Below are 26,230 nucleotides of genomic sequence, written 5' to 3' on the forward strand. Positions count from 1 at the left end.
AAAGGCGCAGGTCCGGGCATCCGACAGCCGCCGGACGCCGGGACCGCACCAGGTTGACGAACGGCGCGCGGGCCTCAGGCGGTAGCCGGATGCTGCGCGCGGCTCACGTCGTACACACCCGGCACGTCGCGCATGGCGCGGATGAGTCCGGGCAGGCCCTCCGCGTCGGGGAGCTGCAGCGTGTACGTGTGCCGCACACGCTGTTGGCTGGGCGGCTCCACGACGGCCGAGACGATCGCCGCGCCCGCGGTGGCGATGGCCTCCGTGAGATCGGCGAGCAGCCGGCGGCGTCCGAATGACTCGGCGTACAGCGTCACCCGGCAGCCCGGTGTCTCTCCCCAGCGCACCGTGACCGGAGCCCGGTCGAGAGCTCGCATACGAGCCACCGCGGGACATTCCTCGCGGTGCACCGTGACGGCACCGCCCCGGACCGAGAAACCGGTGACGGCGTCCGGCGGTACGGGCCTGCAGCAGCCGGCGAGCCGTACGGTCGCCCCGGGCACATCCACCACGGCGTTGGCGACGCCGCGCCGGTCCGCCGTGACCGGGTGCGGCGCGCGGGGCGCGACGGCGGGAAGCCGGCCGCCCTCCGGGTGCGCCGCGAGCCATCCGGCGATCGCGATCCTGGCGGCGGCCGTGCGGGCATGGGAAAGCCATTCGGGCGAGGGCCCGGATGCCGCGTCCTGGGCCAGCAGTAGCTGGACCGTGTCGCCGTCGCGCAGGACCGTGCTCAGCGGCGCCAGCCGGCCGTTGACCCGCGCCCCGAGGCAGCTATGGGCTCCTTCGCCGTACTGGGCGTACGCGGCGTCCACGCAGGTCGCCCCGGCCGGCAGCCCGAGCATGCCGCCCTCGGCGCGGAAGACGGTGATCTCCCGGTCCTGTGCCAGATCGTCCCGGAGCGTCGTCCAGAAGGTGTCCGGGTCGGGCGCGGCCTGCTGCCACTCCAGGAGGCGGGAGAGCCAGCCGGGCCTGGTCGGGTCGGCGCGCTCGCCGTCCTGCGGTTCCGCTATGTCGACCGAGGCGTAGGGATTGCCGAGGGCGACGACTCCGGCTTCCGCGACCTTGTGCATCTGATGCGTACGGATGAGGACTTCGGCCACCGCGCCGTCCGGTCCCGCGACCGCCGTGTGCAGCGACTGGTACAGGTTGAACTTCGGTGCCGCGATGAAGTCCTTGAACTCGGAGATCACCGGCGTGAAACAGGTGTGCAGTTCACCGAGAACGGCGTAGCAGTCCGCGTCCTCGCCGACCAGCACCAGCAGTCTGCCGAAGTCCGTGCCGCGCAGCTCTCCGCGTTTGAGTCTGGACCGGTGCACGGAGACGAAGTGCCGCGGCCTGACGAGCACTTCAGCGGTGATGCCCGCCTCCCGCAGCACCCGCCTGACATCCTCGGAGATGGCCGCGAGGGCGTCCCCCGAGGTGGCGTTGTCCGCGATCAGCGCGCTGGTGTGTGCGTACTCCTCCGGATGGAGGATGGCGAAGACCAGATCCTCCAGCTCGGTCTTGAGGGCCTGGACGCCGAGGCGTTCGGCCAGTGGGATGAGGACATCGCGGGTGACCTTGGCGATGCGGGCCTGCTTCTCGGGGCGCATCACACCGAGGGTGCGCATGTTGTGCAGGCGGTCCGCGAGCTTGATCGACATCACCCGGACGTCATTGCCCGTGGCGACGAGCATCTTGCGGAAGGTCTCCGGCTCGGCCGCGGCCCCGTAGTCGACCTTCTCCAGCTTGGTCACACCGTCGACCAGATAGCAGACCTCCGCTCCGAACTCCGCGCGCACCTGTTCGAGCGTCACATCGGTGTCCTCGACGGTGTCATGGAGGAGAGAGGCGGTCAGTGTCGTGGTCTCTGCACCCAGTTCGGCGAGGATCAGCGTCACCGCCAGCGGATGCGTGATGTACGGCTCGCCGCTCTTGCGGAACTGCCCGCGGTGCGACGTCTCGGCGAGGACATACGCCTTGTGCAGCACGGCGAGGTCGGCGTCCGGGTAGTGCGCGCGGTGGGCGTCCGCGACATGGCCCATGGCGTCCGGCAGCCGGTCTCTGGAGGCCGGACCGAGTAACGCGGCCCGGCCGATCCGACGGAGGTCGATCCTGGGAATGCCGCGTCTGCGACTGTGGGCACCAGGGCTGGTGGCCTCTGCACTCATGGGCACCTCCGGCAGCTTCGACCGGCGGTGGAAAAGCAGGAATGCCCTCCGGGCCGGTGCTTGATGCTATCGAGCCCACCACGTGGAGCAGTCCGGCTCCGGCCCAGCGTGAAACGGATCACCCATTCGAGCGAAGCTTCAGACCGTGGCCGTTTCGAGCCAAGCCGGGTCGATACGGCCCTCCGCGACAATCACGGCCGGACCGGTCATCTCGATCTCACCGTCCTGATGCTCCGTGATGACCAGCCGTCCGCCGGGGAGATCGACGGTGTACGTGACGGAGGCGCCGGTCACCGCCGGGTCGAGGCCGTCTCTGCGGGCCGCCGCGACGGCCACGGCGCAGGCGCCCGTGCCGCAGGAGCGCGTCTCACCGGATCCGCGTTCATGGACGCGCATGGCGACATGCCGCGGGCCCCGGTCGACGACGAATTCGACGTTGACGCCTTCGGGATAGACGGACGCGGGGGTCACGGGCGGCTCGGAGAAAAGATTCCCGGCGTGCGCCAGATCCTCGACGAATACGACGGCGTGCGGATTGCCCATATTGACGTTACGGGCGGCCCAGCTCCGGCCGTCCACGGCCACCGTCACCCCGTCCTCGGGAAGTACGGCACGGCCCATGCGCACCGTGATGTCACCGTCCGCGGCCTCGCCGTCCCCGCCGGCCGCGTTCTTGGCGAGGTGCACCTTCTTCACCCCGCCGCGGGTGGCCACGGCCAGGTCACCCGCCTCCACATGTCCGGCGCGCCGGAGATAGCGGGCGAAGACCCGGACGCCGTTCCCGCACATCTCGGCGTGGGATCCGTCCGCGTTGCGATAGTCCATGAACCACTCGGCTTCGCCGGCCATGGCACGCGCCTCGGGATGTGCCGCGGACCGCACGACGTGCAGCAGACCGTCGCCGCCGACTCCGGCCCGGCGGTCACAGAGGACGGCCACGGTCTCGGCGGACAGGTCGATGGTGTTGTCCGGGTCCGGGACGATCACGAAGTCGTTCTCGGTCCCGTGGCCCTTGAGGAAGGCGATCGGCGCGGTCTGCGAGGTGCTCACCTGACCATCGTACGAGCAGCCACCGGCAAATCCGCCACCCGGCCCGCCGAGCGTCCGCCGAGGTCAGCGCAGTCGGGCGACGCGCCAGACGGCGAGGGCGACCAAGGCGGCGGCCACGGTCACATAGAGCGCGATGACCCGCCAGTCGGGGCGTTCGCCGGAGGACCGGGACGGCAGCCCCGGCCAGGTGTGGCCCACCCGGCGGGCGGCCATCATGCCCCAGCCCGCGGCGCAGCAACTGATCAGCAGTCCCAGCATGGCGACGACCGCGCCGCCGTCGCCGGTGCCGAAGGCCAGCGGGAAGGCGAACATCAGCGAGCCCACACCGGCGAGCATCACGATCGGCGCGAGCTGCCAGATCCGCAGTCGACGCTGCGGGCGGAGCTCGACCTCGACCTCGGGTGCGGCGGTCTCTTCCTCCGGCCCGTCAGGACTCAGCCGCGGAGCGTCTTCCCGCGCGTCCGGCGCCAGGGGTTCTCTGTTACGAGGGCCGGCCTCCATCGCCACGCGCCCTCCCAAGTCGGACTCCACTGGTCGATCGATGCCCGATGGTCGACCGATGCTCGATGATGGCACGCTCGCGGGTACCGGAATGACGGGCTGAGCGTCCCGATGCCATCACGTGATCAGGCTGTAACCGCCCGTTCGACCAACGCCAGCGCCCGATGCGGGAGTTCCCCGCGCTGGTCCGTTCCGCCGTCCAGCCAGTGCACTCGCGCGTCGCGACGGAACCAGGAGTCCTGGCGGCGCGCGAACCGCTTGGTGGCGCGTACGGTCTCGGCCCGCGCCTCGTCGTCGGTGCACTCTCCCGCCAGCGCGGAGAGCACCTGCTGGTATCCGAGCGCGCGTGAGGCGGTACGGCCCTCGCGCAGGCCCAGGCCCTCCAGGGCGCGCACCTCGTCCACGAGTCCCGCGTCCCACATCCGGTCCACCCGCTGCGAGATGCGCAGGTCCAGCTCGGGACGGCCGACGTCGACGCCGATCTGCACCGTGTCGTATACCGCGTCATGGCCCGGCAGATTGGCGGTGAAGGGCTTGCCGGTGATCTCGATCACCTCAAGCGCCCGGACGATACGCCGGCCGTTGCTGGGGAGGATGGCGCGGCCGGCCTGAGGGTCCGCGGCGGACAGCCGGGCGTGCAGGGCGCCGGACCCGCGCAGGGCGAGCTCCTCTTCGAGCCTGGCGCGTACCTCGGGATCGGTACCGGGGAATTCAAGGGCGTCGATGGCCCCTCGTACATAGAGCCCCGAGCCGCCCACGAGGACGGGCGTACGGCCATCGGCGAGCAGTCGGTCGATCTCCGTCCTGGCGAGCTTCTGGTACTCGGCGACGCTGGCCGCTTCGGTGACATCCCAGATGTCCAGGAGACGGTGCGGAACACCGGCGCGCTCTTCGGTCGTCAGCTTCGCCGTTCCGATGTCCATTCCGCGATAGAGCTGCATGGAGTCGGCGTTGATGACCTCACCGTCGAGTTGCCGGGCGAGATGAACGCCCAGGTCGGACTTGCCGGCCGCGGTGGGTCCGACGACGGCGATGACCCGCGGTGCGGGAGCTGCGCTTCTCACTGCCCCAGTCTCGCAAACTCGCGGGCCCGCACCCGAACGAGTTAAGTGATGGCACCCGGGCACGTTCGCTCTCCGTCGCGAGCCGTCGCACACACCGGCCCCCGGCCAGGTGCCGGACGCGGCGCGATGGAGCACTCCGAGCGGTGCGGAATTGCGACCTTACGAGTACGCTATGAAGTTGATATAGGTGTTTTCTCACGATTTCGCCACAACTCGGCTCGCCATAAGTCGGCAGTGTTGTTCGAGTCGCCGTTGTTCGAGTCGCCGTGGTTTGAGTCGCCAAAGGTGTCGGACGCCGAGGGAAACGAGCCGAATGGGCCGGACCGGCTGAGACCGCCAGGCCGAGGCACCAAGGGCGTGGACTCTCCGAAGCGGCGGTCGGCGCGGGTGGCGGCAGCCAAGAGGCGAGGCCGGTGAGAGCACCTCCAAGTAGGCTGTTGGTTCCTACGAGGGAAGGTGGCCCATGGGCTTCCTGGACGCATTGAAGGCCAAGATCTCTCCGGCCAGGGACAAGGTCTCTGATCTGGCGCAGCAGCATGGCGGCAAGATCGAGCAGGGGCTGGACAAGGCCGCCCGCGCGGTCGATCAGAAGACCAAGGGCAAGTACAGCGACAAGATCGATTCCGGAACGGGCAAGGCCAAGGACGCCCTGGGAAGGCTCTCCCACAAGGACGGCGGCACTCCCCCGCCGCCTCCCGCGCCCTGACCCTCGTCACATCCCGGCCACGGCCGCGGGGCCGCTTTCAGCGCTCCGCGGCCGTGGCGTTGTGCCGACTCGCCGGAGTTCATCGCCGGCCCCGGGGCGATGAGCTGGAAGGCCTCAGCTCCACGCCGCGACGAGATAGCCGACGCCGTACGGCGCGTCCTCGTACAGCAGCTCGCCACTCAGCCCCGCTTCCTCGGCCGCACCCGCGAGCACCTGCCACGGCGCCCGGCCCGCGGCCTTCAGCTCGTACGCCAGCTCCGCGTCCAGCGCCTTCAGCGCCGCCACATCGGCCGACTTCAGCGCTCGCGCCACCTCTTCGTCGAATCCGGCCGCCCGCTCGTCGAGATATCCCGGCGCCTTGAGCGTGCGGCACGCGCTGGCGTCGCCCATCACCAGCAGTGCCACCCGGTCGGAGCGCCTCGCGATCTCCTGTCCGGCATGAATACACCGCTCGGCGGCGAGAGGTTCCCCCACGCCGAGTCCGGTCACCGGGGCGGCGGACCAGTGGACGAGCTCCAGCAGCCAGGCACCGACCGCGAGGGAGGCCGGCAGCTCGCGCGCGGGGCGTTCTCCCGCGTCGGGCGCGGGGCTCTCCTCCGAGCCGGCCGCGCCCAGTACGACGTCGACGTCCACTCCGAAGCCACGGAAGGATCCGGTGGCGCCCTGCGGATGCGGCCCCCGGCCGTCCTGCCCGGCGGGCCCGACGACGACCAGGCGGTCGGGCCGGGCGGCGGCCAGCACTCCGAGCGCATCGGCGCACGCGGCACGCGCGGCGTCCATTTCGGGTGCCGCTCCTCCGGCCACGGCGGGCACGAGCAGCGGTGGGCAGGGACAGACGGCAGCGGCGACCAGCATCTCCGCACCTTAACGCGGGCGCAGGTCCGGACGGTTCGGCCCCCGGCCGTCCGGGCTCAGCCCCTCACTGGACGCTGCAACCGCCCGTCGTCTCCGGAAGCGGGGCCGGCACTCCGACCGTGGGAAGTCCCAGCAGCACACCCGCGGGCTTCGCCGCCGGGGCCGCGTTCCGCCGCTCCCAGGCGTCTCCGGCGCGCGTACGGCGCACCTTCGTGGTGGGTCCCTCGGCGAGCAGATGATGCGGAGCCGCGTAGGAAATCTCGACGGTCACCACATCGCCCGGACGCACGTCCTCGTCGGGCCTGGTGAAGTGGACGAGGCGACTGTCCGGTGCGCGTCCCGAGAGCCGGTGGGTCGCGCCGTCCTTGCGGCCCTCGCCCTCGGCGACCATGACCTCCAGCGTCCGGCCCACCTGCTTCTTGTTCTCCTCCCAGGAGATCTCCTCCTGGAGTGCGGACAGCCGCATATAGCGCTCCTGCACGACCTCCTTGGGGATCTGCCCGTCCATCTCGGCGGCAGGTGTCCCCGGGCGCTTGGAGTACTGGAAGGTGAAGGCCTGCGCGAAGCGCGCCTCGCGCACCACCCGCATGGTCTGCTGGAAGTCCTCCTCGGTCTCGCCGGGGAAGCCCACGATGATGTCGGTGGAGATGGCGGCGTGCGGGATGGCGGCGCGCACCTTGTCGATGATGCCGAGGTAACGGTCCTGCCGGTACGAGCGGCGCATCGCCTTCAGGATGGTGTCCGAGCCTGACTGCATCGGCATATGGAGCTGTGGCATCACATTCGGCGTCTCGGCCATCGCCGCGATCACGTCGTCCGTGAAGTCGCGCGGATGCGGCGAGGTGAAACGGACCCGCTCCAGACCCTCCACCGCGCCGCAGGCCCGCAGCAGCTTGGAGAACGCCTCCCGGTCACCGATGTCGGAACCGTACGCGTTGACGTTCTGGCCCAGCAGCGTGATCTCGGAGACTCCCTCCGCGACCAGCGCCTCGACCTCGGCCAGGATGTCGCCGGGACGGCGGTCCTTCTCCTTGCCGCGCAGCGCGGGGACGATACAGAAGGTGCAGGTGTTGTTGCAGCCGACGGAGATGGAGACCCACGCGGCATAGGCGGACTCGCGGCGGGTCGGCAGTGTGGAGGGAAACGCCTCCAGCGACTCGGCGATCTCGACCTGTGCCTCCTCCTGGACACGCGCGCGCTCCAGGAGGACCGGCAGCTTGCCGATGTTGTGCGTGCCGAAGACGACGTCGACCCAGGGTGCGCGCCGCACGATGGTCTCGCGGTCCTTCTGCGCCAGACAGCCGCCGACGGCGATCTGCATACCCGGTCGCCTGGTCTTCATCGGCGCGAGCCGGCCGAGATTGCCGTACAGCTTGTTGTCGGCGTTCTCCCGCACCGCGCAGGTGTTGAAGACGACGACATCGGCGTCGCCGTCGGAGCCCTCGGGCGCGCGGACGTATCCGGCTCCCTCCAGCAGGCCCGACAGCCGCTCGGAGTCGTGAACATTCATCTGGCACCCGTAGGTGCGCACCTCGTAAGTCTTCGCGCTCATCTCGCCCACCAGGGTACGGGGTCGTTCAGGGACCTTGTCCGTGGCTACCTCAAGACAGGGCCTGGCCACCGGATGGAGAGAGCTGGAAGGATCGCCTCATGTTCCCCGCTCTGTCCCGAATCGGCCGAGGCCGTGTCCAGGCCGCCGCAGCGCTGCTGGTGGTGGCCGGGCTGCTGCTGTGGTGGCTGCTGCCGATCGGGGCGTCGACACCGAGCGGCTCGATCACGTTCAGCACGGGTGCGGCGAAGGGGGTCTATCAGACATATGGAGCGATGCTCAAGGACGATCTCAACCGCGATCTGCCGGATGTGTCGATAGAGCTGCAGAACAGCGAGGGCTCACAGCAGAACATCGCGCGGGTGGCGACCGGTGAGGCCGATTTCACCATCGCCACCGCCGACGCCGTCGGCAAGTACCAGAAGGACGGGAAACCGGGCGCCGACCGGCTGCGCGGATGCGCGCGGTTGTACGACGACTACGTGCAACTGGTCGTGGCGAGGGACTCGGCCATCCGCTCCGTCGGCGATCTGGCGGGGAGGAAAGTGGGTGTGGGACAGGAGGGCTCGGGGGTCCGGCTGATCGCCGACCGGATCATGACGGCCGCGGGGCTCGACCCGCGCAACGACATCACCCCGGTCCCAGCCGGAATCGACACCATGCCCGGCCTTCTCGAACAGGGCGGCCTGGAAGCCTTCTTCTGGTCGGGCGGGCTGCCCACCGGCACACTGGAGCGGCTGTCGGAGCGCTTCCACATCCGGCTGGTGCCCCTGGAGGCCGAGCTGATATCCAAGCTCCACGCCTCGAACGAGACCGCCTCCCGCTACTACCGGTCCGCGGAGATACCCGCCGATGCCTATGGCGAGGCGCAGAACGGCGCGGCCGTGCCGACTGTCGCGGTGGCCAATCTGCTGGTCACCACCGACCGGATGGATCCCAGGCTGACCGAGGGCTTCACCCGTACCGTGATCGACAGCCGGGACCGGATCGGGAATGTCGTGCACCCGGCACAGTTGGTGGATCTGCGGACCGCGATCTACACGGATCCGCTGCCACTGCATGAGGGCGCGAAGCGCTACTACCGGTCCGTCAAGCCGTAGAAACCTGCGCGGGCTCAGGTCGTGGGCGTCGACCTCGGGACGCTCAGCGTGACCCGCAGACCGCGCGGCTCACCGTGTGCGTACGCGATCGAGCCGCCGCCGGCCGCGAGCAGCGCCCGCGAGATGGACAGGCCGAGGCCCGATCCCTTGATGTTCTGATGGCGGTTGCTGCGCCAGAACCGGTCGCCGATCCGGACGAGCTCCTCATCCGTCAGGCCGGGACCGCCATCATTGACGACGACCGTGGACGTGGTGCCGTTGCGGGCGACCGTGACCGTGACCTCTTCACCTGCCGGAGTGAACTTGAGCGCGTTGTCGATCACGGCGTCCAGGGCGCTGGAGAGCGCGATGGGATCGGCCCAGGCGGTGACCGCCGCGCGCTGCTCGGTGAGCCGTACGCCCTTCTCCTCGGCGACGGCCCGCCAGGCGGCGACCCGCTCGGCCGCCACCTCACCGATGTCGGTGAGCCTCAGATCGGCGTCGGCGTGCTCGGCCAGTGCCAGATCGAGGAGGTCGTCGAGAACCTCGGCGAGTCGTCTGCCCTCGGTACGCACCGACGCGATCTCCTCATTTCCGTCGGGCAGTTCCAGGGCGAGCAGTTCGATTCGGAGCAGCAGTGCCTGGAGGGGGTTGCGCAACTGGTGGGAGGCGTCGGCGACAAAGGCGCGCTGCTGTTCCAGCACATCTTCGACGTTGTCGGCCATCTCGTTGAACGAGCCGGCCAGGCGGCGCAGTTCCGGCGGCCCGCCGGCCGCCGCGACGCGGGAGTTCATCCGGCCGGTGGCGATGTCATGGGTGACCGCGTCCAGTATCCGTACCGGCCGGAGCACCCAGCCCGTCAGGCGGAAAGCGGCTCCGACGGCGAGCAGCATCGCCGCCGCCTCGCCCGCGACGATGAACAGCCACCCCTTGAGGATGCGCGAACGCATCTGGCCGGTCGGCGAGTCGGTCACCACGACCGCGACGACATCTCCGTCCCGTACGACCGGCGAATCGACGATGAGCCGGCCGGTCTGCCAGGGCCAGACCTGTTCGGGATCGTCGCTGCGGCGGCCCAGCAGGGCCTCCTGGAAGGCCTGGCGTCCCTCGCCGTCCTCGGGCACACTCCAGATCTCCGGGGCGCGGGCCATGGCGTCGTCGTCACGGTAGAAGACACCGGCTCTGATCCCGTACACCTCGTAGTACCTGGTGAGTTCCTCCTCCAGCATCGCGCGCCGCTCGTCGGCGCCGGAGCGGTCCTCGGCCACGAACTGGGCGAGCGCGGCGACCCGCGCGGTGTCGTCGATCCGGTCGACGACGACGCGCTGCTGCTGCGCGGCGGCGAGACTCACCGCGAGCGGAAAGCCGAGAGCGAGGAGCACGCCCGCCATGAGGATGATGAGCAGGGGCAGAAGTCTGGTGCGCACGAGGCGTTACGGCCCTTGATGTGCGGCCGGTACGACCAGGCGGTAGCCCACGCCCCGCACGGTCTCGATCAGCGCCGGCATCCCGAGCTTGCCGCGCAGGGACGCCACATGCACTTCGAGCGTGCGGCCCGTCCCTTCCCAACTGGTGCGCCACACCTCGCTGATGATCTGTTCACGGCCGAAGACAACTCCGGGACGCTGCGCGAGCAGCGCCAGCAGATCGAACTCCTTGCGGGTGAGCTGGACGGCCGTACCGTCCACGCTGACCCTGCGGGTGGGCAGTTCAAGAGTGAGGCGGCCGAAACGCTGGGCCGTCTCGACGGCCTGTCCTGACTCTTCGCCGCTCGTGGTGCGACGGCTGACGGCATGGATACGGGCAAGCAGTTCGCCGGTGTCGTACGGCTTGACGACATAGTCGTCGGCACCGAGGTTGAGGCCGTGGATCCTGGAGCGGACATCGGCCCGCGCCGTCACCATGATCACCGGAGTCGAGGTGATCTTCCGGATCTTGCCGCAGACTTGGTAGCCGTCCTGGTCGGGCAGACCGAGGTCGAGCAGGATGACCGCGAAGGGCGCCTTCCCGGCACTGACCGCGGGCAGCAGGGCGCGCAGCGCCTCCTCGCCGCTGCGGGCGTGCACAACCTCAAGACCGTGCTTGGCCAGCACGGCCGACAGCGCGGCCGCGACATGGTTGTCATCCTCCACGAGCAGCAGTCTCATGGGCCCCCTCAGCGATCGCGGTCGCACAACGTACCTGGGCATCCACGCGGATGGCGTGGCGCCAGTCAAGAGCCTTCCCGTTACGCCAAGGTTTCCGTTACCCACCCGGTACTCCCTCCACCGCCCTCTTCACGCGGAGTGTCCGGTTGCGGCCGGATCGTTATGCTCAATTCCAGCTCAGATGTAATGACTCTGATCGCAGCGCGTGACTAAGGTCCTCCCAACCGAGGAGGACGGAGCAATAGGGCGATGAGCGAAGTGTCAGCGACCAAGGGCACCGAGGACGCGATACCGGCCACGGATGAACTGGTCGTACTGAGCAACGTCAACAAGCACTTCGGCGCGCTGCATGTGCTCCAGGACATCGACTTGACGATCGCCCGTGGCGAGGTCGTGGTCGTCATCGGGCCCTCCGGGTCCGGCAAGTCCACACTGTGCCGCACCATCAACCGTCTGGAGACGATCGATTCGGGCGCGATCTCGATCGACGCCAAGCCGCTGCCGCAGGAGGGCAAGGAACTCGCCCGGCTGCGCGCCGATGTCGGCATGGTCTTCCAGTCGTTCAACCTCTTCGCGCACAAGACCGTGCTGGAGAACGTCACGCTGGGCCAGATAAAGGTCCGCAAGACGGACAAGAAGGCCGCCGAGGAGAAGGCGCGCTCTCTTCTGGACCGCGTGGGTGTCGGCTCCCAGGCCGACAAGTACCCGGCCCAGCTCTCCGGCGGCCAGCAGCAACGCGTCGCCATCGCACGGGCGTTGGCGATGGGCCCCAAGGTCATGCTCTTCGACGAGCCGACGTCCGCGCTCGACCCCGAGATGATCAACGAGGTTCTTGAGGTCATGCAGCAACTGGCGCGCGACGGCATGACGATGGTCGTCGTCACCCATGAGATGGGTTTCGCGCGCTCCGCCGCGAACCGGGTCGTCTTCATGGCGGACGGCCGGATCGTCGAAGAGGCCACACCCGACGAGTTCTTCAGCAATCCGCGCAGCGACCGTGCCAAGGACTTCCTGTCGAAGATCCTGCATCACTGATCACGGCTCTTCTTACGGCTCTTCCGAGTTCGGCAGAACCTGTCGGCGGAACCTGTTCATCCACGTCTCACGAGGGAAGTTCACGCATGAAGCTTCACAAGGCAACCGCGGCCGCCGCTGCGGCACTCGTCCTCTCCCTGACCGCCACCGCCTGCGGCGGCGACAGCGCGGACGACGGTGACAGCGGTGACGGCGGTGGCAAGATCACCATTGGTATCAAGTTCGACCAGCCCGGTCTGGGACTCAAGACACCGGACGGTACCTTCGCGGGCTTCGATGTCGACGTCGCCACCTATGTGGCCAAGGAACTGGGCTACGACGCCAAGGACATCGTCTGGAAGGAGTCTCCCAGCGCCGAGCGCGAGAACCTGATCTCCAACGGTGATGTCAAGTTCGTCGTCGCCAGCTACTCGATCACCGACGAGCGCAAGCAGAAGGTCGACTTCGCCGGCCCGTACTTCCTCGCTCACCAGGACCTTCTGGTCCGCGCGGACGACAGCTCCATCACCAAGGTGGAGGACCTGAACTCCAAGAAGCTCTGTTCGGTCACGGGTTCCACCTCGGCGCAGAACGTCAAGGAGAAGCTCGCGCCCAAGGCCGACCTCCTGGAGAACGGCGGCTACTCGGAGTGCCTCACCGGTCTGGAGAACAAGGCCGTTGACGCGCTGACCACGGACAACTCCATTCTCGCCGGCTACGCGGCGCAGAAGGAGCACCAGGGCAAGTTCAAGCTCGTGGGCCTCAAGCTCAGCGACGAGAACTACGGCATCGGCCTCAAGAAGGGCGACACCGAGCTGCAGAGCAAGATCAACGCCGCTCTGACGAAGATGGAGTCGGACGGCTCCTGGCAGAAGGCAGTGACGGCGAACTTCGGCCCGGCCAACTACGAGAACGAGCCTGCCCCGAAGATCACCGAAGGCAGCTGAGACAGCAGTGACGCGCCGCCGGCCCGGCCGGCGGCGCGGACCAACCAGCCAACCAGGGGAGAGCGCGGGGCATCGTGTTCGATTTTCTTGATTCCGGGCAGTATGACCTGCTCGGCGCCTTCTGGGTGACGGTGCAGCTCACCCTCTACTCGGCCGTTGGTTCTCTGATCTGGGGAACACTGCTGGCCGGGATGCGTGTCAGTCCCGTGCCACTGATGCGCGCCTTCAGTACCGCCTACATCAATCTGGTCCGTAACACGCCGCTGACCGTGATCATCGTCGGCTGCTCACTCGGTCTCGGCCAGACCCTCCAGTTCAAGCTCGGCGGCGAGGACTTCAAGTCCACCGGTTTCCGGCTGGCCGTACTGGGCCTGATCGCCTATACCGGCACCTTCGTCTGTGAGTCGCTGCGCTCCGGCATCAACACGGTGCCCGTCGGCCAGGCGGAAGCCGCCCGCGCCATGGGCCTGAGCTTCATCCAGGTACTGACGCTCGTGGTGCTTCCTCAGGCGTTCCGTTCCGTCGTGGCGCCGCTGGCCAACGTACTGATCGCGCTGACCAAGAACACCACGGTGGCCTCGGCGATCGGTGTCGCGGAGGCCTCGGCGCTGATGAAGACAATGATCGAGAACGAAAGCGACGCGCTCTTCGCCGTCTTCGCGGTGTTCGCCTTCGGATTCATCGTTCTCACCCTTCCGACCGGTCTGATCCTGGGCTGGGTCAGCAAGCGAGTGGCGGTGAAGCGATGAGTGCCACGTCCGTTCTCTACGACGCGCCCGGCGTACGCGCCAAGCGGCGCAACATCCTCTACACGATCGTGTTCCTGGTTCTCTTCGTGCTCGCCGCCTGGTGGGTGCTGGCCGCGATGGCCGACAAGAACCAGCTCGCGTCCGAGAAGTGGAGTCCGTTCGTCACGGACTCCGAGGTGTGGACCACCTATCTTCTGCCGGGACTCGGCGAGACCCTGAAGGCCTCGGGCCTGGCCATCGTGATAGCCCTGCCGCTGGGCGCGCTGCTCGGTATCGGCCGGCTCTCCGACCACACGTGGGTACGCATACCGGTCGGCGTGGTGGTCGAGTTCTTCCGCTCCATCCCGGTCCTGCTGATGATGGTGTTCGCCAGCCAGGCCTACGCGCAGTTCACCGATGTCTCCTCCGACCTGCGGCCGTTGTACGCGGTCGTGACGGGCCTGGTGCTCTACAACGCCTCGGTCATCGCCGAGATCGTCCGGGCCGGCATCCTCTCGCTGCCGTTCGGCCAGACCGATGCCGCGAAGGCGATCGGGATGCGCAAGGGCCAGACCATGTCGTACGTCCTGCTGCCGCAGGCGGTGACCGCGATGCTGCCGGCCCTGGTCAGCCAGGTCGTGGTGATCGTCAAGGACACCGCGCTGGGTGGCGCGATCCTCGGTCTGTCCGAACTGCTCGCGCAGAACCGCTCGATCACCGCCAACTACGGCGCGAACACCATCGCCGCGCTCACCGTCATCGCCCTGATCTACATCGCCCTGAACTACCTGCTCACCACCTTCGCGGGATGGCTGGAGCGACGGCTCCGCCAGGCGAAGAGGAGCACAGGCGCGGTTCTGAGCGCCGACGATGTCCAGCAGGTGGGTACTCCGGGACGCGCCGCGGACGGCAGCGGCTCCTGAGGCCGGCGGGACGAGGGGTGTACGCGCCGCTCAGGCCGTCGCTTGACGCGGGCACCCCCAGTGGGTTGCATACGTTCTGTGATCACGCACCGGGCTCCTACTGCCACTGACCGCTCTACCGCACGGGCCGGAGGGATCGCTCCGTGGACCCGGTGATCGTCGTCGGCGCGGGCCCCGTCGGGCTCGCGCTCTCCCTGGCCCTCGCGGCGCAGGGTGTTCCCTCCGTCGTCCTGGACGAAGGGCCCGGTACGGACGATCCCCGGCCGGCCCGCACCGCCATACTGCGGCCCGACACCGCCTCGCTGGTGGCCCGGCTGGGCTGTACGACCCTCCGTGACGAGGGGATGGTGTGGGTCGGCTGGCGCTCGATGCGGCGCAAGCAGCTCATGCGGCGGCTGCCGCTCGGTGAGGACGGCGCACCCGCCCCGCTGCACATTCCGCAGCACGCTCTGTCGCGCGGGCTGCGGGAGGCCATCGCCGGGCAGGACCTGGTGCGGGTGGTCACCGGCAGCCGGCTCGACTCGCTGGAGCAGGACGCCGGCGGCGTCACCGCGCACACCCGCGGCGCCTCGGCGACCTGGTGGCGCGGCAGCCATCTGGTGGGCTGCGACGGTGCCAGGTCCACGGTCCGCAAGCTGCTCGGTGTCCGCTTTCCGGGGCGTACGGCGGTGGAACGACACGCCGTCGCCGCGCTCCGCGCCGAACTGCCCTGGCCCGGTGAGGCGATGCTGCACCGGCTGCCACCGTGGCACGGAGGCGGTGAGGAGGTCTCCGCCAGGCCACTCGCCGACGGCGTGTGGCGGCTCGACTGGCTACTGCCCGCCCGTGGCGATTTGGTCACGCCCGATGCGCTGGTCACGCGTTTACGGGACACGCTGGCCGGCTGGTGCGGTGAGACACCTCCGTACGAGCTGCTCGACACCGGCGTCTACACGCTGCACCACCGGCTGGCCAGGCGATGGCGCGTGGGACGGGCCTTCCTCGCGGGAGACGCCGCCCATCTGCTGGGCGCGGTGGGCACCCAGGGGCTCGACGAGGGACTGCGGGACGTCGGCAACCTCGCGTGGAAGGTGGCCGAGGACTGGCACCGCGGCGCGTCGGACACGCTGCTGGACAGCTATCAGGCGGAGCGGCGCACCGCCGTCGCCGCGCGGCTGCGCGCGGCCGACCAGTCGCTGCCGATACTGCGGGGCGGCGGCGGGCTGCGGACCTATCTGGGAGGCGGCGCGCGCGGACACGACACGATGCTCGCCGACGGCCATTTGGGGCACGGGCCATTGGGAGCACCGCCCTCCTATCCGCACTCCCCCCTCGCGCCTCCGTACGCCGAGGCGCAGACGGCCGTCGGCACGCCGCCCGGCGCTCCGGTCGCCGATGTGCGGGTGACCGCGCCCGACGGGACGACCGTGCGGCTGCGAGACCGGCTCGGGCAGGGCCAGCTCCTGGTGGTGCTGGTCGCGCCGGGGACGGGTGTGTGGGACCGGCGGCACTGGATGACCGCGGGAGTGATGCCGCGGCTGGCCGCCGCGGTGGACGCCCTGCCGGTACGGGCCGAGCTGCTGGTCACGGAGGCATATCCGGGCGCTTCGGCGCACAGTGTGCTGCTGGTGAGGCCGGACGGGCATCTGGTGGCGGCCTTCGGTGGAGTGCGCCCCGCCGACCTCTACGCGGCGGCGGACGCGGCGCGCGGAGGCACCCCGTCGGAGGAGTCTCCACCGACGACACCTGACCGCACTGCGAACATCAATTGACCGTCGCGGGCGCGCATGGTGTACTCCGGAACGTGACTGACACCGATGTGCGCCTGTGGCGGAGGGTCCATATGGACCTGCTCCGCTACGCGGGCTGCGTGTGTCGCCCGTCCTGCTGATTCGCCTTCCCTCCACGCGTTCGCCGTGCCCGGTCACGGCGGCGCACCCTCGCGAACTTCTCAGGACGGTCACCATGTCTGCCTCGGTACGCACTTCCGCACAAACCACCTCCGCGCCCTCTCCCGCTTCCGATTCCACGTCTTCGGGCTCCGGTCCCACCCCGGCCGAACTGCTCGACTTCGTCCGCCGGACCGCCACCGAGGCCGAGCTGATCGCCTCGCTGCCGCTCGACCCCGAGGGCCGCACCTGGATCCGGCTCGACGGTCCCGCCGGCAGTGAGGCTTGGCTGATCGGCTGGCCACCGGGCACGGGCACCGGCTGGCACGACCACGGCGGCTCGCACGGCGCGTTCGCCACGGCGGCGGGCACGCTCAAGGAGGATTCCCTGGCGGCCCGGCTGCCCACCGAAGGCTGGAAGACCCTGGAGCTGGCCGAAGGCGTGGACCGCGAACGGCACCTGCCGGCGGGCGAGGGCCGGGCGTTCGGAAAGCACCATGTACACGAGGTGCGCAACGAGTCCGGGACCGAGCATGCCGTGTCCGTACACGCGTACTATCCGCCGCTGCCGCTGATGCGGCGCTACAGCCGTACCGGGCCGGTGCTCCGCCTCGAACAGGTCGAGCGTCCCGAGGAGTGGCAGTGAGCGAGCGGTCCGGAACCGAGCGGATAGGGATCGACGACCTGCTGGAGCGGGTCCGCGAGAGCCTGGACCGGATATCTCCGCCGGAGGCCTTCGAGGCCGCCGCGAACGGCGCGCTGCTGGTGGACATCCGGTACGCGGCACTGCGGGAGCGCGACGGACTGATCCCGGGAGCCCTGGTCGTGGAGCGCAACGAGCTGGAGTGGCGGCTCGATCCATGGGGCAGTCATCGCGCCGCGGAGGCCACCGGGCACGACCTGCGGGTGATCGTGATCTGCAACGAGGGATACGCGTCGAGCCTGGCCGCGGTGTCCTTGCGGCAGCTTGGACTGCACCGCGCGACCGACCTCACCGGAGGCTTCCAGGCGTGGAAGGCCGCGGGCCTTCCGGTCACTCGGTGAGCCGGGCACCCGGTCGATTCCGAGTCCGCGAAGATCCTGCACGCCCGGGGCCCTAGTAGAGGCTCTCGTCCAGCCCCTCGGTGTCCTCTCCCTCCTCTTCCAGAGCCTGCTTGACCACCCGTAGCGCCACACCCTCCGCGTAACCCTTGCGAGCCAGCATGCCCGCGAGCCGGCGCAGCCGTCTGTCAAGCTCCAGGCCACGAGTGGCCCGGAGCTTGCGGACGACCAGCTCGCGGGCGGTCGCCTCCTCCTGATCCGAGTCGAGTTGCCCGACCGCCTCTTCGATCAGGACGGAGTCCACCCCCTTCGTACGCAGCTCACGCGCGAGGGCACGCCTGGCGAGCCCCCGGCCGTGGTGCCGGGACTCCACCCAGGCGTCCGCGAACGCCGCGTCGTCGATCAGTCCCACGTCCTCGAAGCGGGAGAGCACCTCCGCCGCGACGTCCTCGGGGATCTCCCGCTTCTCCAGCGCGTCCGCCAGTTGTTTACGGGTCCGCGGAGTCCCGGTGAGCAGGCGCAGGCAGATCGCCCGCGCCCGCTCCGCCGGATCCTGGGGCGGCAGCTCCTGCTCGGCCCTCGACGAGTCGGAGCTGCCGCCCTGCCATTCCGTTCGCCGTCTCTTCGCGTAAGACACGGTACGAACTAGCTCTTGACCGTCGCCGCCTTGGCCGTCTTGGCCTTGGTGGCAGGAGCGGGCACCGACTTCACCGGGTCTTCGGCCGTGCTCGGAGCGCCGGCCGTGTCCGCTCCGGCCGCCGGGGTCTCCGGCCTGACACCGATGCCCAGCTTCTCCAGGATCTTCTTCTCGATCTCATTGGCGAGATCGGGATTGTCCTTGAGGAAGTTACGGGCGTTCTCCTTGCCCTGGCCGAGCTGGTCGCCCTCGTACGTGTACCAGGCGCCGGCCTTCCGTACGAAGCCGTGCTCCACGCCCATGTCGATCAGGCCGCCCTCGCGGCTGATGCCATGGCCGTAGAGGATGTCGAACTCGGCCTGCTTGAAGGGCGGCGCGACCTTGTTCTTGACGACCTTGACGCGGGTGCGGTTGCCGACGGCGTCGGTACCGTCCTTCAGGGTCTCGATACGGCGGATGTCGAGGCGCACCGAGGCGTAGAACTTGAGCGCGCGGCCACCGGTCGTGGTCTCCGGCGAACCGAACATCACACCGATCTTCTCGCGGAGCTGGTTGATGAAGATCGCGGTGGTCTTGGACTGGTTGAGCGCGCTGGTGATCTTCCGGAGCGCCTGGCTCATCAGCCGCGCCTGCAGACCGACGTGCGAATCGCCCATCTCACCCTCGATCTCCGCACGCGGCACCAGTGCGGCGACGGAGTCGATGACGATCAGATCGAGCGCGCCCGAGCGGACCAGCATGTCCACGATTTCGAGCGCCTGCTCGCCGTTGTCCGGCTGGGACAGGATCAGGTTGTCGATGTCGACGCCGAGCTTTTTCGCGTACTCGGGGTCGAGGGCGTGCTCGGCGTCCACGAACGCCACCGCACCGCCGGCCTTCTGCGCGTTCGCCACCGCGTGCAGCGTCAGGGTCGTCTTGCCGGAGGACTCCGGTCCGTACACCTCCACCACTCTGCCGCGCGGCAGGCCGCCGACGCCGAGCGCGACGTCGAGCGCGGTCGATCCGGTGGGGATGACCTCGATGGGCTCGTTCGGCCGCTCGCCGAGACGCATCACCGCGCCCTTGCCGAATTGCCGTTCAATTTGTGCGAGAGCGGCGTCGAGCGCCTTCTCGCGGTCGGTTCCTGCCATGGGTTCCACCCGATTTGCTTGAGTCGATCGCTTCACGTCGAAGACGCTATCCCCTGCCACTGACAACGCGCTCCGACGCCCTCCCGGCCTGTGGACAACTCGACTGGGCTGCTCGGCGGGCCGGCCCCGGGAAACACCGGCCGCCACCCCATAAGAATGGATGTTCGATTTTAGTGTCAAGCGCTCCCGGGCGCACACATGGCTGACCGCCCAGTCGGCGTCCTCCGGCCACTGTCGCGCTTCCCGGCACGCCGACCCGAGTACCGCTACCGGCCGGACTCCCGGGATTCGTCCGGAGCCGGCGGCCTGCCCACACCGGCGCGCACGGAGCGCCGTACCTGTCTCAGGAGCGGACTCCCGGCACGCGGTGCCGGACCGTGCATACGCGGGTCGTCCGTCACGGCGTACCGCTTCACGTACACGCCGAGGAACGCCTGCAGCGTGGCGACCGCCGGAATCGCGATGAGCGCGCCGACCGCGCCCAGCAGCGCCGTACCCGCGATGACCGAGCCGAAGGCCACCGCGGGATGGATGTCGACGGTCCTGGCGGTGAGCTTGGGCTGGAGCACGTAGTTCTCGAACTGCTGGTAGATCACCACGAATCCGAGCACCCAGAGCGCGTACCAGGGAGCCACGGTGAAGGCGATCAGCATCGGCAGCGCCCCCGCCAGATAGGTGCCGATGGTCGGGATGAACTGGGAGACCAGCCCCACCCACACGGCGAGCGCCGGCGCGTACGGCACGCCCAGGATCTCCAGCAGGATGTAGTGCGCGACACCGGAGATCAGAGCCATCAGTCCGCGCGAGTAGAGATAGCCGCCGGTCTTGTCGACCGCGATCTCCCACGCGCGCAGCACCTCGGCCTGCTTGGCCGGAGGCAGGATGGAGCAGAGCGCGCGCCGCAGCCGGGGACCGTCGGCCGCGAAGTAGAACGAGAACAGGAAGATCGTCAGCAGCCGGAACAGCCCGCCGAGCACGGTGGCGGAGATGTCGAGGACTCCGGTCGCGCTGTTCTGCACATACCTCTGGAGCCAGTCGGAGTGCAGCAGGCTGTCCTGGACGGCGACGCGGGACAGCTTCGTACGGAAGGTCTCATTGATCCAGTTGATCAGTGAGTCGAGGTACTGGGGAAAGGACTCGACGATGTCGATGATCTGGCTCGCCAGTATCGAGCCGAGCATCACGACAAAGCCGACGCTCGCGATGAGCACCGCGAAGAAGACCAGGAATGTGGCGAGTCCACGCCGCATACCGCGAGCCGCCATCGCGCTGACGGCGGGCTCGACCGCCAGCGCCAGGAAGAAGGCGATCAGCACGTTGATCAGCAGCCCGATGAGCTGGTGGAACGCCCAGTCGCCGAGCTGGAAGCAGGCGACGAGCGCCAGCGCGAGGATCATGGCGCGCGGCAGCCAGCGGGGCATGTGTCCCCGGCCGCCGACTCCGGCGTCCCAGGACGCATGCCTGCTCGGAGCCGCGGCCGAAGCCGTGTCCGTCGGATTGACCGGCGGTTGTACGTCCGGTGCGGTCTTGTCAGTCGCTGCCACTGAGCCAGTCTCGCCTACTCGCGGAGCGGCCGGTCGCACGGCGCACTTTTCGGCCGGCCCTCGACACGCCTGTCATCGCTTGTCGGCCGGGACGCCCATGGCGGCGCAGACCCCGCGCCAGACGTCCTTCGCCTCCCAGCCGGCCTCAAGTGCCTCGTGCACCGTACGGCCGCCCAGTTCGGCCATCACATGGTCACGGGCGAAGGAATCGGCGGAGGCCGCGCCGAAGTGCTCCGCCATCCGCTCCCAGAAAATCGTCAACCGCATGCCGCCATTATCCCGCCCGTATCCCGCCCGGCCGAGTGTGGCCGGGCCCTCACCCGCCCCGGCCGAGCCCGCCCTCATCAGCCGCCCACGGCCCGCACTCCGGCCGTGAGGCCGTGACGAGCACGGCGACCGCCACGACGACCAGGAACGGCGCGCGCAGAACCCGTACGAGCGCCGCCGCCGCAAGCCCCGCGCCGCGGGCGTCCAGGACAAGCGCGCCGCCGCGACCGACCCCGGGCAGCACCGTGCCATGCGTGCTCACGGGATGCCATGCCCTCATTCCGCGCGGTCTCTATTGAGGTGTTTTCCCAGGTCCGGGCGTTTGTCAGTGGGCGGGTGCACGATGGGGGACATGGCACGAACCGCGCTCGACTCCTTCTCCCCCGCGACCCGCGGCTGGTTCACGGGGGCTTTCTCCGCGCCCACCCCGGCGCAGGAGGGGGCCTGGCGTGCCATCGAGGAGGGCTCGGACGTCCTGGTCGTGGCTCCGACCGGGTCCGGCAAGACGCTCGCCGCCTTTCTCGCCGCCCTGGACCAGCTCGCGTCGACACCTCCGCCCGCCGAGGCGAAGAAGCGCTGCCGGGTGCTCTACGTATCGCCGCTCAAGGCGCTCGCGGTCGATGTGGAGCGCAATCTGCGCAGCCCGCTCACGGGCATCCGGCAGGAGTCCGTGCGGCGCGGACTGCCGGAGCCCGAGGTACGGGTCGGTATCCGCTCGGGCGACACTCCGGCCGCCGAGCGCCGGTCGATGGCCCTCAAGCCGCCGGACATCCTGATCACCACTCCCGAGTCGCTGTTCCTGATGCTCACGTCATCGGCGCGGGACGCGCTCGCCGGTGTCGAGACGGTGATCCTGGACGAGGTGCACGCCGTCGCCGGGACAAAGCGCGGCGCCCATCTCGCGCTGTCCCTGGAGCGGCTCGACGAGCTGCTGCCCCGCCCGGCCCGCCGGATCGGACTGTCGGCGACCGTGCGTCCGGTGGAGGAGGTCGCCCGCTATCTGTCGCCACAGCGCAGAGTGGAGATCGTCCAGCCGCCCTCCGGCAAGGAGTTCGACCTCTCCGTCGTGGTCCCGGTGGAGGATCTGGCCGAGTTGGGCGGCTCTCCGGCGTCGGAGTCGGGCAGCGGTGAGAAGCCGTCGATCTGGCCGCATGTGGAGGAGCGGATCGCCGATCTCGTCCAGGCACACCGCTCCACCATCGTCTTCGCCAACTCCCGCCGGCTGGCCGAGCGACTCTGCAACCGGCTGAACGAGATCGCGTACGAACGCGCCACCGGGGAAACCATGCCCGAGGCGCACTCCCCGGCCGAGATCATGGCCGAGTCGGGTGCGGCCAAGGGAGCGCCTCCTCTGCTCGCCCGGGCACACCACGGCTCGGTCTCCAAGGAGCAGCGTGCCCAGGTCGAGGAGGACCTCAAGGCGGGCCGGCTGCCGGCCGTCGTGGCCACCTCCAGCCTGGAGCTGGGCATCGACATGGGCGCGGTGGATCTGGTCATCCAGGTCGAGTCACCGCCCTCGGTCGCCTCGGGGCTCCAGCGGGTCGGCCGCGCCGGCCACCAGGTGGGCGCGGTCTCCACGGGTGTCGTCTTCCCCAAGTACCGCGGCGATCTCGTGCAGGCGGCGGTGGTCACCGAACGGATGCGCAGCGGGTCGATCGAGGCACTGCGCGTCCCCGCCAATCCGCTGGACGTGCTGGCCCAGCAGCTCGTCGCGATGGTCGCTCTGGACGTCAGGCAGGCCGACGATCTGCTCGCGCTGGCGCGCCGCGCCGCGCCTTTCGCCTCACTGCCCGAGTCGGCCTTCACCGCCGTGCTCGACATGCTCGCCGGCCGCTATCCCTCCGACGCCTTCGCCGAGCTGCGTCCACGGGTGGTGTGGGACCGCGTCACCGGTACGGTCACGGGCCGGCCGGGCGCGCAGCGCCTCGCCGTCACCTCCGGAGGCACCATCCCCGACCGGGGTCTCTTCGGCGTCTTCCTCGCCGGGGCCGATCCCAAGAAGGGCGGCGGCCGGGTCGGCGAGCTGGACGAGGAGATGGTGTACGAGTCGCGGGTGGGCGATGTCTTCACGCTGGGCACCTCGTCCTGGCGGATCGAGGACATCACCCGGGACCGTGTGCTGGTCACACCCGCTCCCGGCACGCCGGGCCGGCTGCCCTTCTGGAAGGGCGACCAGTTGGGCCGCCCGCTGGAGCTGGGCCGCGCGGTCGGCGCGTTCCTGCGCGAGGTCGGCTCGCTCACCGAGGAGGACGCCCGGCTGCGGCTGCTGACGGCGGGTCTGGACGCCTGGGCCGCCGACAATGTGATCTCGTACCTGGACGAGCAGCGCCGGGCCTGCGGCCACATTCCCGACGACAGGACGATCCTCGTCGAGCGGTTCCGCGACGAGCTCGGCGACTGGCGAGTGGTGATCCACTCCCCGTTCGGAGCCCAGGTGCACGCGCCGTGGGCGCTGGCCCTCAGCGCCCGGCTCTCCGAGCGGTACGGCATGGACGCACAGGTCATGCACGCGGACGACGGCATCGTGCTGCGGCTTCCGGACGCCGATCTGATGGGCCTGGACCTCCTCGACGACGAGCCGGACCGCCTCGGCACGGCCTTCGACAGCGAACAGGCGCCCATCGGGGCCGCCGATGTCGCCTTCGACCGGGGAGACATCAGCGGCATCGTCACGAACCAGGTGGGCGGTTCCGCGCTGTTCGCCTCCCGTTTCCGGGAGTGCGCCGCACGGGCTCTGCTGCTTCCGCGACGCAGTCCCGGCAAGCGCACTCCGCTGTGGCAGCAGCGTCAGCGCGCCGCTCAGCTCCTCCAGGTGGCGAGTGAGTTCGGCTCGTTCCCGATCGTGCTGGAGGCGGTGCGGGAGTGTCTCCAGGATGTCTTCGACGTCCCCGGTCTCACCGAACTCATGGGCGACATCGAGTCCCGTCGGGTCCGGCTCATCGAGGTCACCACCTCCGAGCCCTCGCCCTTCGCCAGGTCCCTGCTCTTCGGCTATGTCGCGCAGTTCCTGTACGAGGGCGACTCACCTCTCGCGGAGCGGCGGGCCGCCGCGCTGTCCCTGGACTCACGGCTGCTGGCCGAACTGCTGGGCCAGGCCGAGCTGCGAGAGCTGCTCGACCCGGAGATCCTGACCGAGCTGGAGCAGGAGCTTCAGTGGCTCACGGAGGACCGGCGAGTCAAGGACATCGAAGGCGTCGCCGACCTGCTGCGGGTCCTCGGTCCGCTCACCGACGGAGAGTTGGCGGAGCGTGGCGCGCGGACGCCATGGGCCGAGGAACTCGCCACGGCCCGCCGCGCCATCAAGGTGCGGATCGGCGGCACCGATCACTGGGCCGCGATCGAGGACGCGGGCCGGCTGCGGGACGCACTGGGCACGGCGCTGCCGGTGGGCGTTCCCGAGGCGTTCACCGAACCGGTCAAGGACCCTCTCGGTGATCTCCTCGCCCGCTACGCCCGTACGCACGGCCCCTTCACCTCGACCGCCGCCGCCGCGCGCTTCGGCCTGGGCTCGGCGGTCACGGACGGCGCCCTGCAGCGCCTGGCCGCGGGCGGCCGAGTCGTCCAGGGCGAGTTCCATCCGTCCGGCATCGGCCAGGAATGGTGCGACGCCACAGTGCTCCGCCGGCTGCGTCGGCGCTCCCTGGCCGCGCTGCGCGAGGAGCTGGAGCCGGTGGCTCCGGCAGCGCTCGCCCTGTTCCTCCCTCAGTGGCAGCATCTCGGCGGCAACAGCCTGCGCGGCATCGACGGACTCGCGCGCGCCGTCGAACAGTTGCAAGGTGCTCCCGTCCCCGCGTCGGCGCTGGAGAGGCTGATCCTCCCGTCCCGGATCTCCGGCTACACGCCCGCGCTGCTGGACGAACTGACCACCACCGGGGAGGTGCTGTGGGCCGGAGCGGGCGCGCTGCCCGGCAAGGACGGCTGGGTCTCCCTCTATCTCGCCGACGCGGCCCCGCTGTTGCTGCCTCCGCCGCATCCTCTGGAGCTGACCGCGCTGCACGAATCGGTCCTCACCACGCTCTCGGGCGGCTATGGGCTGTTCTTCCGGCAGATCGTCGACGAGGTCCGTGTCACGACCCATCCCGATGTGATGGAGCCTCAACTGGCCGAGGTGGTCTGGGATCTGGCCTGGTCGGGCCGGCTCACCAACGACACGCTGGCGCCGCTGCGTTCGCTGCTCGGCTCCGGCCGCACCGCCGGTTCCACGGCCCACCGGGCGCGGCGCCCAGTGCCGCGCGGCCGGTACGGCACTCTTACGGCCGCGGCGCGGCCCGCCTCGCGTGCGGCTCCGCCGACGGTCAGCGGCCGCTGGTCGTTGCTCCCGGGCCAGGAGCCGGACCCCACCCATCGCGCTCACGCGCTGGCGCGCACTCTTCTGGACCGCCATGGCGTGGTGACCCGGGGCGCGGTCGCGGCCGAGGGTGTGCAGGGCGGTTTCTCCGCGACCTACCGCGTGCTGTCGGCGTTCGAGGACAGCGGACAGGCCCGTCGCGGTTATGTCGTCGAGGGCCTGGGCGCGGCGCAGTTCGCGATGGACGGCGCGGTCGACCGGCTGCGCGCCGCCGCGACGGCCCGCGACCGCGCCGAATCCCGTCCCCGGCCACACGCCCTGGTGCTGGCCGCTGCCGACCCCGCCAACGCCTATGGCGCCGCGCTTCCCTGGCCGGAGCCTCCGGCCGGCGCCGGTCACAAGCCCGGCCGCAAGGCCGGCTCCCTGGTCGTCCTCGTCGACGGCGAGCTGACGCTCTACCTGGAGCGCGGCGGCAAGACACTGCTGGCGTGGCCGACGGATCCGGAGGATCCTTCGCTGCTGGCGGCGGCCGAGGCGCTGGCGGAAGCGGCCCGCGCGGGAGCCCTCGGCACGCTCACGGTGGAGCGGGCCAACGGCGCGGCGGCCCTGACCTCTCCTCTGGGCCGCACCCTGGAATCGGCGGGTTTCCACGCCACTCCCCGAGGGCTGCGGCTGCGAGCCTGATCGCCCGCACCGCGGCCGCGCCGCGCCCTCGCCCGTCCCGTCACGCATCATGGGAGGC

The 26,230-nt window shown here is 69.8% G+C and carries 23 protein-coding genes and 1 pseudogene; 11 read left to right on the top strand and 13 right to left on the bottom strand.

The annotated features are described in order from the left end of the window. Window positions 1-74: 74 nt before the first annotated feature. From PV679_RS15365 to miaA, 4 genes are all read right to left on the bottom strand, one after another. Window positions 75-2,150, bottom strand: a complete 2,076-nt coding sequence (locus PV679_RS15365) for a RelA/SpoT family protein (protein ID WP_319680783.1) — start codon at window positions 2,148-2,150, stop codon at window positions 75-77. A gap of 138 nt (window positions 2,151-2,288) precedes the next feature. Further along, window positions 2,289-3,200: a diaminopimelate epimerase gene (dapF, locus tag PV679_RS15370; RefSeq protein ID WP_319680784.1), complete on the bottom strand. Its 912-nt coding sequence runs from the start codon at window positions 3,198-3,200 to the stop codon at window positions 2,289-2,291. 63 nt (window positions 3,201-3,263) lie between these two features. Beyond that, on the bottom strand, window positions 3,264-3,701 hold the full coding sequence (locus PV679_RS15375; RefSeq protein ID WP_319680819.1) for a hypothetical protein: 438 nt from the start codon (window positions 3,699-3,701) through the stop codon (window positions 3,264-3,266). Between the two features lie 125 nt (window positions 3,702-3,826). After that, a complete protein-coding gene (gene miaA / locus PV679_RS15380) occupies window positions 3,827-4,765 on the bottom strand; it encodes a tRNA (adenosine(37)-N6)-dimethylallyltransferase MiaA (RefSeq protein ID WP_319680785.1) in 939 nt (312 codons plus the stop codon). 463 nt (window positions 4,766-5,228) lie between these two features. Here miaA and PV679_RS15385 point away from each other — a divergent pair, with 463 nt between their 5' ends. Next, the gene (locus tag PV679_RS15385; protein ID WP_319680786.1) at window positions 5,229-5,471 is read left to right on the top strand and encodes an antitoxin; all 243 of its coding nucleotides are present in this window, start codon (window positions 5,229-5,231) and stop codon (window positions 5,469-5,471) included. A 114-nt stretch (window positions 5,472-5,585) separates the two neighbouring features. Here PV679_RS15385 and PV679_RS15390 read toward each other — a convergent pair whose 3' ends face one another. Together PV679_RS15390 and miaB are read right to left on the bottom strand one after the other, a co-directional pair. Then, window positions 5,586-6,326, bottom strand: coding sequence for a class III extradiol dioxygenase subunit B-like domain-containing protein (locus PV679_RS15390; RefSeq protein ID WP_319680787.1), 741 nt, complete (start codon window positions 6,324-6,326; stop codon window positions 5,586-5,588). A 64-nt stretch (window positions 6,327-6,390) separates the two neighbouring features. Continuing rightward, window positions 6,391-7,878: a tRNA (N6-isopentenyl adenosine(37)-C2)-methylthiotransferase MiaB gene (miaB, locus tag PV679_RS15395; RefSeq protein ID WP_319680788.1), complete on the bottom strand. Its 1,488-nt coding sequence runs from the start codon at window positions 7,876-7,878 to the stop codon at window positions 6,391-6,393. A 98-nt stretch (window positions 7,879-7,976) separates the two neighbouring features. Between miaB and PV679_RS15400 the strand changes: the two genes are divergently transcribed. After that, a complete protein-coding gene (locus PV679_RS15400; RefSeq protein ID WP_319680789.1) occupies window positions 7,977-8,975 on the top strand; it encodes a TAXI family TRAP transporter solute-binding subunit in 999 nt (332 codons plus the stop codon). Between the two features lie 14 nt (window positions 8,976-8,989). Here PV679_RS15400 and PV679_RS15405 read toward each other — a convergent pair whose 3' ends face one another. Together PV679_RS15405 and PV679_RS15410 are read right to left on the bottom strand one after the other, a co-directional pair. Next, complete coding sequence (locus PV679_RS15405) at window positions 8,990-10,381, bottom strand: HAMP domain-containing sensor histidine kinase (protein ID WP_319680790.1); 1,392 nt, start codon at window positions 10,379-10,381, stop codon at window positions 8,990-8,992. A gap of 6 nt (window positions 10,382-10,387) precedes the next feature. Beyond that, on the bottom strand, window positions 10,388-11,101 hold the full coding sequence (locus tag PV679_RS15410) for a response regulator transcription factor (RefSeq protein ID WP_319680791.1): 714 nt from the start codon (window positions 11,099-11,101) through the stop codon (window positions 10,388-10,390). Window positions 11,102-11,350: 249 nt separating this feature from the next. Here PV679_RS15410 and PV679_RS15415 point away from each other — a divergent pair, with 249 nt between their 5' ends. The 8 genes from PV679_RS15415 to PV679_RS15450 all read left to right on the top strand — a co-directional run bounded on the left by PV679_RS15415 (window position 11,351) and on the right by PV679_RS15450 (window position 17,625). After that, window positions 11,351-12,136: an amino acid ABC transporter ATP-binding protein gene (locus PV679_RS15415; protein WP_319680792.1), complete on the top strand. Its 786-nt coding sequence runs from the start codon at window positions 11,351-11,353 to the stop codon at window positions 12,134-12,136. 86 nt (window positions 12,137-12,222) lie between these two features. Next, a complete protein-coding gene (locus PV679_RS15420; protein ID WP_319680793.1) occupies window positions 12,223-13,062 on the top strand; it encodes a glutamate ABC transporter substrate-binding protein in 840 nt (279 codons plus the stop codon). Window positions 13,063-13,136: 74 nt separating this feature from the next. After that, window positions 13,137-13,811, top strand: coding sequence for an amino acid ABC transporter permease (locus PV679_RS15425; RefSeq protein WP_319680794.1), 675 nt, complete (start codon window positions 13,137-13,139; stop codon window positions 13,809-13,811). Next, on the top strand, window positions 13,808-14,713 hold the full coding sequence (locus PV679_RS15430; protein WP_319680795.1) for an amino acid ABC transporter permease: 906 nt from the start codon (window positions 13,808-13,810) through the stop codon (window positions 14,711-14,713). Before PV679_RS15425 ends, PV679_RS15430 begins: the two co-directional genes overlap by 4 nt. A 143-nt stretch (window positions 14,714-14,856) precedes the next feature. Continuing rightward, window positions 14,857-16,464: an FAD-dependent monooxygenase gene (locus tag PV679_RS15435; RefSeq protein ID WP_319680796.1), complete on the top strand. Its 1,608-nt coding sequence runs from the start codon at window positions 14,857-14,859 to the stop codon at window positions 16,462-16,464. Window positions 16,465-16,535: 71 nt separating this feature from the next. Next, entirely contained in the window at window positions 16,536-16,583 is a 48-nt protein-coding gene (locus PV679_RS15440; protein WP_311314449.1) for a hypothetical protein, read from the top strand. Between the two features lie 74 nt (window positions 16,584-16,657). Next, window positions 16,658-17,227, top strand: coding sequence for a cysteine dioxygenase (locus tag PV679_RS15445; RefSeq protein WP_319680797.1), 570 nt, complete (start codon window positions 16,658-16,660; stop codon window positions 17,225-17,227). After that, window positions 17,224-17,625, top strand: coding sequence for a rhodanese-like domain-containing protein (locus PV679_RS15450; protein ID WP_319680798.1), 402 nt, complete (start codon window positions 17,224-17,226; stop codon window positions 17,623-17,625). Before PV679_RS15445 ends, PV679_RS15450 begins: the two co-directional genes overlap by 4 nt. Before the next feature lie 52 nt (window positions 17,626-17,677). Here PV679_RS15450 and recX read toward each other — a convergent pair. The 5 genes and pseudogenes from recX to PV679_RS15475 all read right to left on the bottom strand — a co-directional run. Then, window positions 17,678-18,325, bottom strand: a pseudogene (gene recX, locus PV679_RS15455) (recombination regulator RecX); the annotation flags it as partial. Then, window positions 18,268-19,389 carry a recombinase RecA gene (gene recA, locus PV679_RS15460; protein WP_319680799.1) on the bottom strand — a complete coding sequence of 374 codons (1,122 nt, stop codon included), beginning with the start codon at window positions 19,387-19,389 and terminating at the stop codon, window positions 18,268-18,270. The gene recA and the pseudogene recX, both read right to left, overlap by 58 nt. Before the next feature lie 266 nt (window positions 19,390-19,655). Beyond that, window positions 19,656-20,810, bottom strand: coding sequence for an AI-2E family transporter (locus tag PV679_RS15465; RefSeq protein WP_319680820.1), 1,155 nt, complete (start codon window positions 20,808-20,810; stop codon window positions 19,656-19,658). 195 nt (window positions 20,811-21,005) lie between these two features. Beyond that, window positions 21,006-21,200, bottom strand: a complete 195-nt coding sequence (locus PV679_RS15470) for a DUF3046 domain-containing protein (RefSeq protein ID WP_319680800.1) — start codon at window positions 21,198-21,200, stop codon at window positions 21,006-21,008. A gap of 49 nt (window positions 21,201-21,249) precedes the next feature. Next, window positions 21,250-21,462: a hypothetical protein gene (locus tag PV679_RS15475; RefSeq protein WP_416069729.1), complete on the bottom strand. Its 213-nt coding sequence runs from the start codon at window positions 21,460-21,462 to the stop codon at window positions 21,250-21,252. Between the two features lie 90 nt (window positions 21,463-21,552). On the opposite strand from PV679_RS15475, the gene PV679_RS15480 reads away from it, so the two are divergent. Further along, window positions 21,553-26,172 carry an ATP-dependent helicase gene (locus PV679_RS15480; protein ID WP_319680801.1) on the top strand — a complete coding sequence of 1,540 codons (4,620 nt, stop codon included), beginning with the start codon at window positions 21,553-21,555 and terminating at the stop codon, window positions 26,170-26,172. Window positions 26,173-26,230 lie beyond the last annotated feature (58 nt).

It is taken from the genome of Streptomyces sp. AK02-01A, from assembly GCF_033795305.1.
GTDB lineage: Bacteria > Actinomycetota > Actinomycetes > Streptomycetales > Streptomycetaceae > Streptomyces.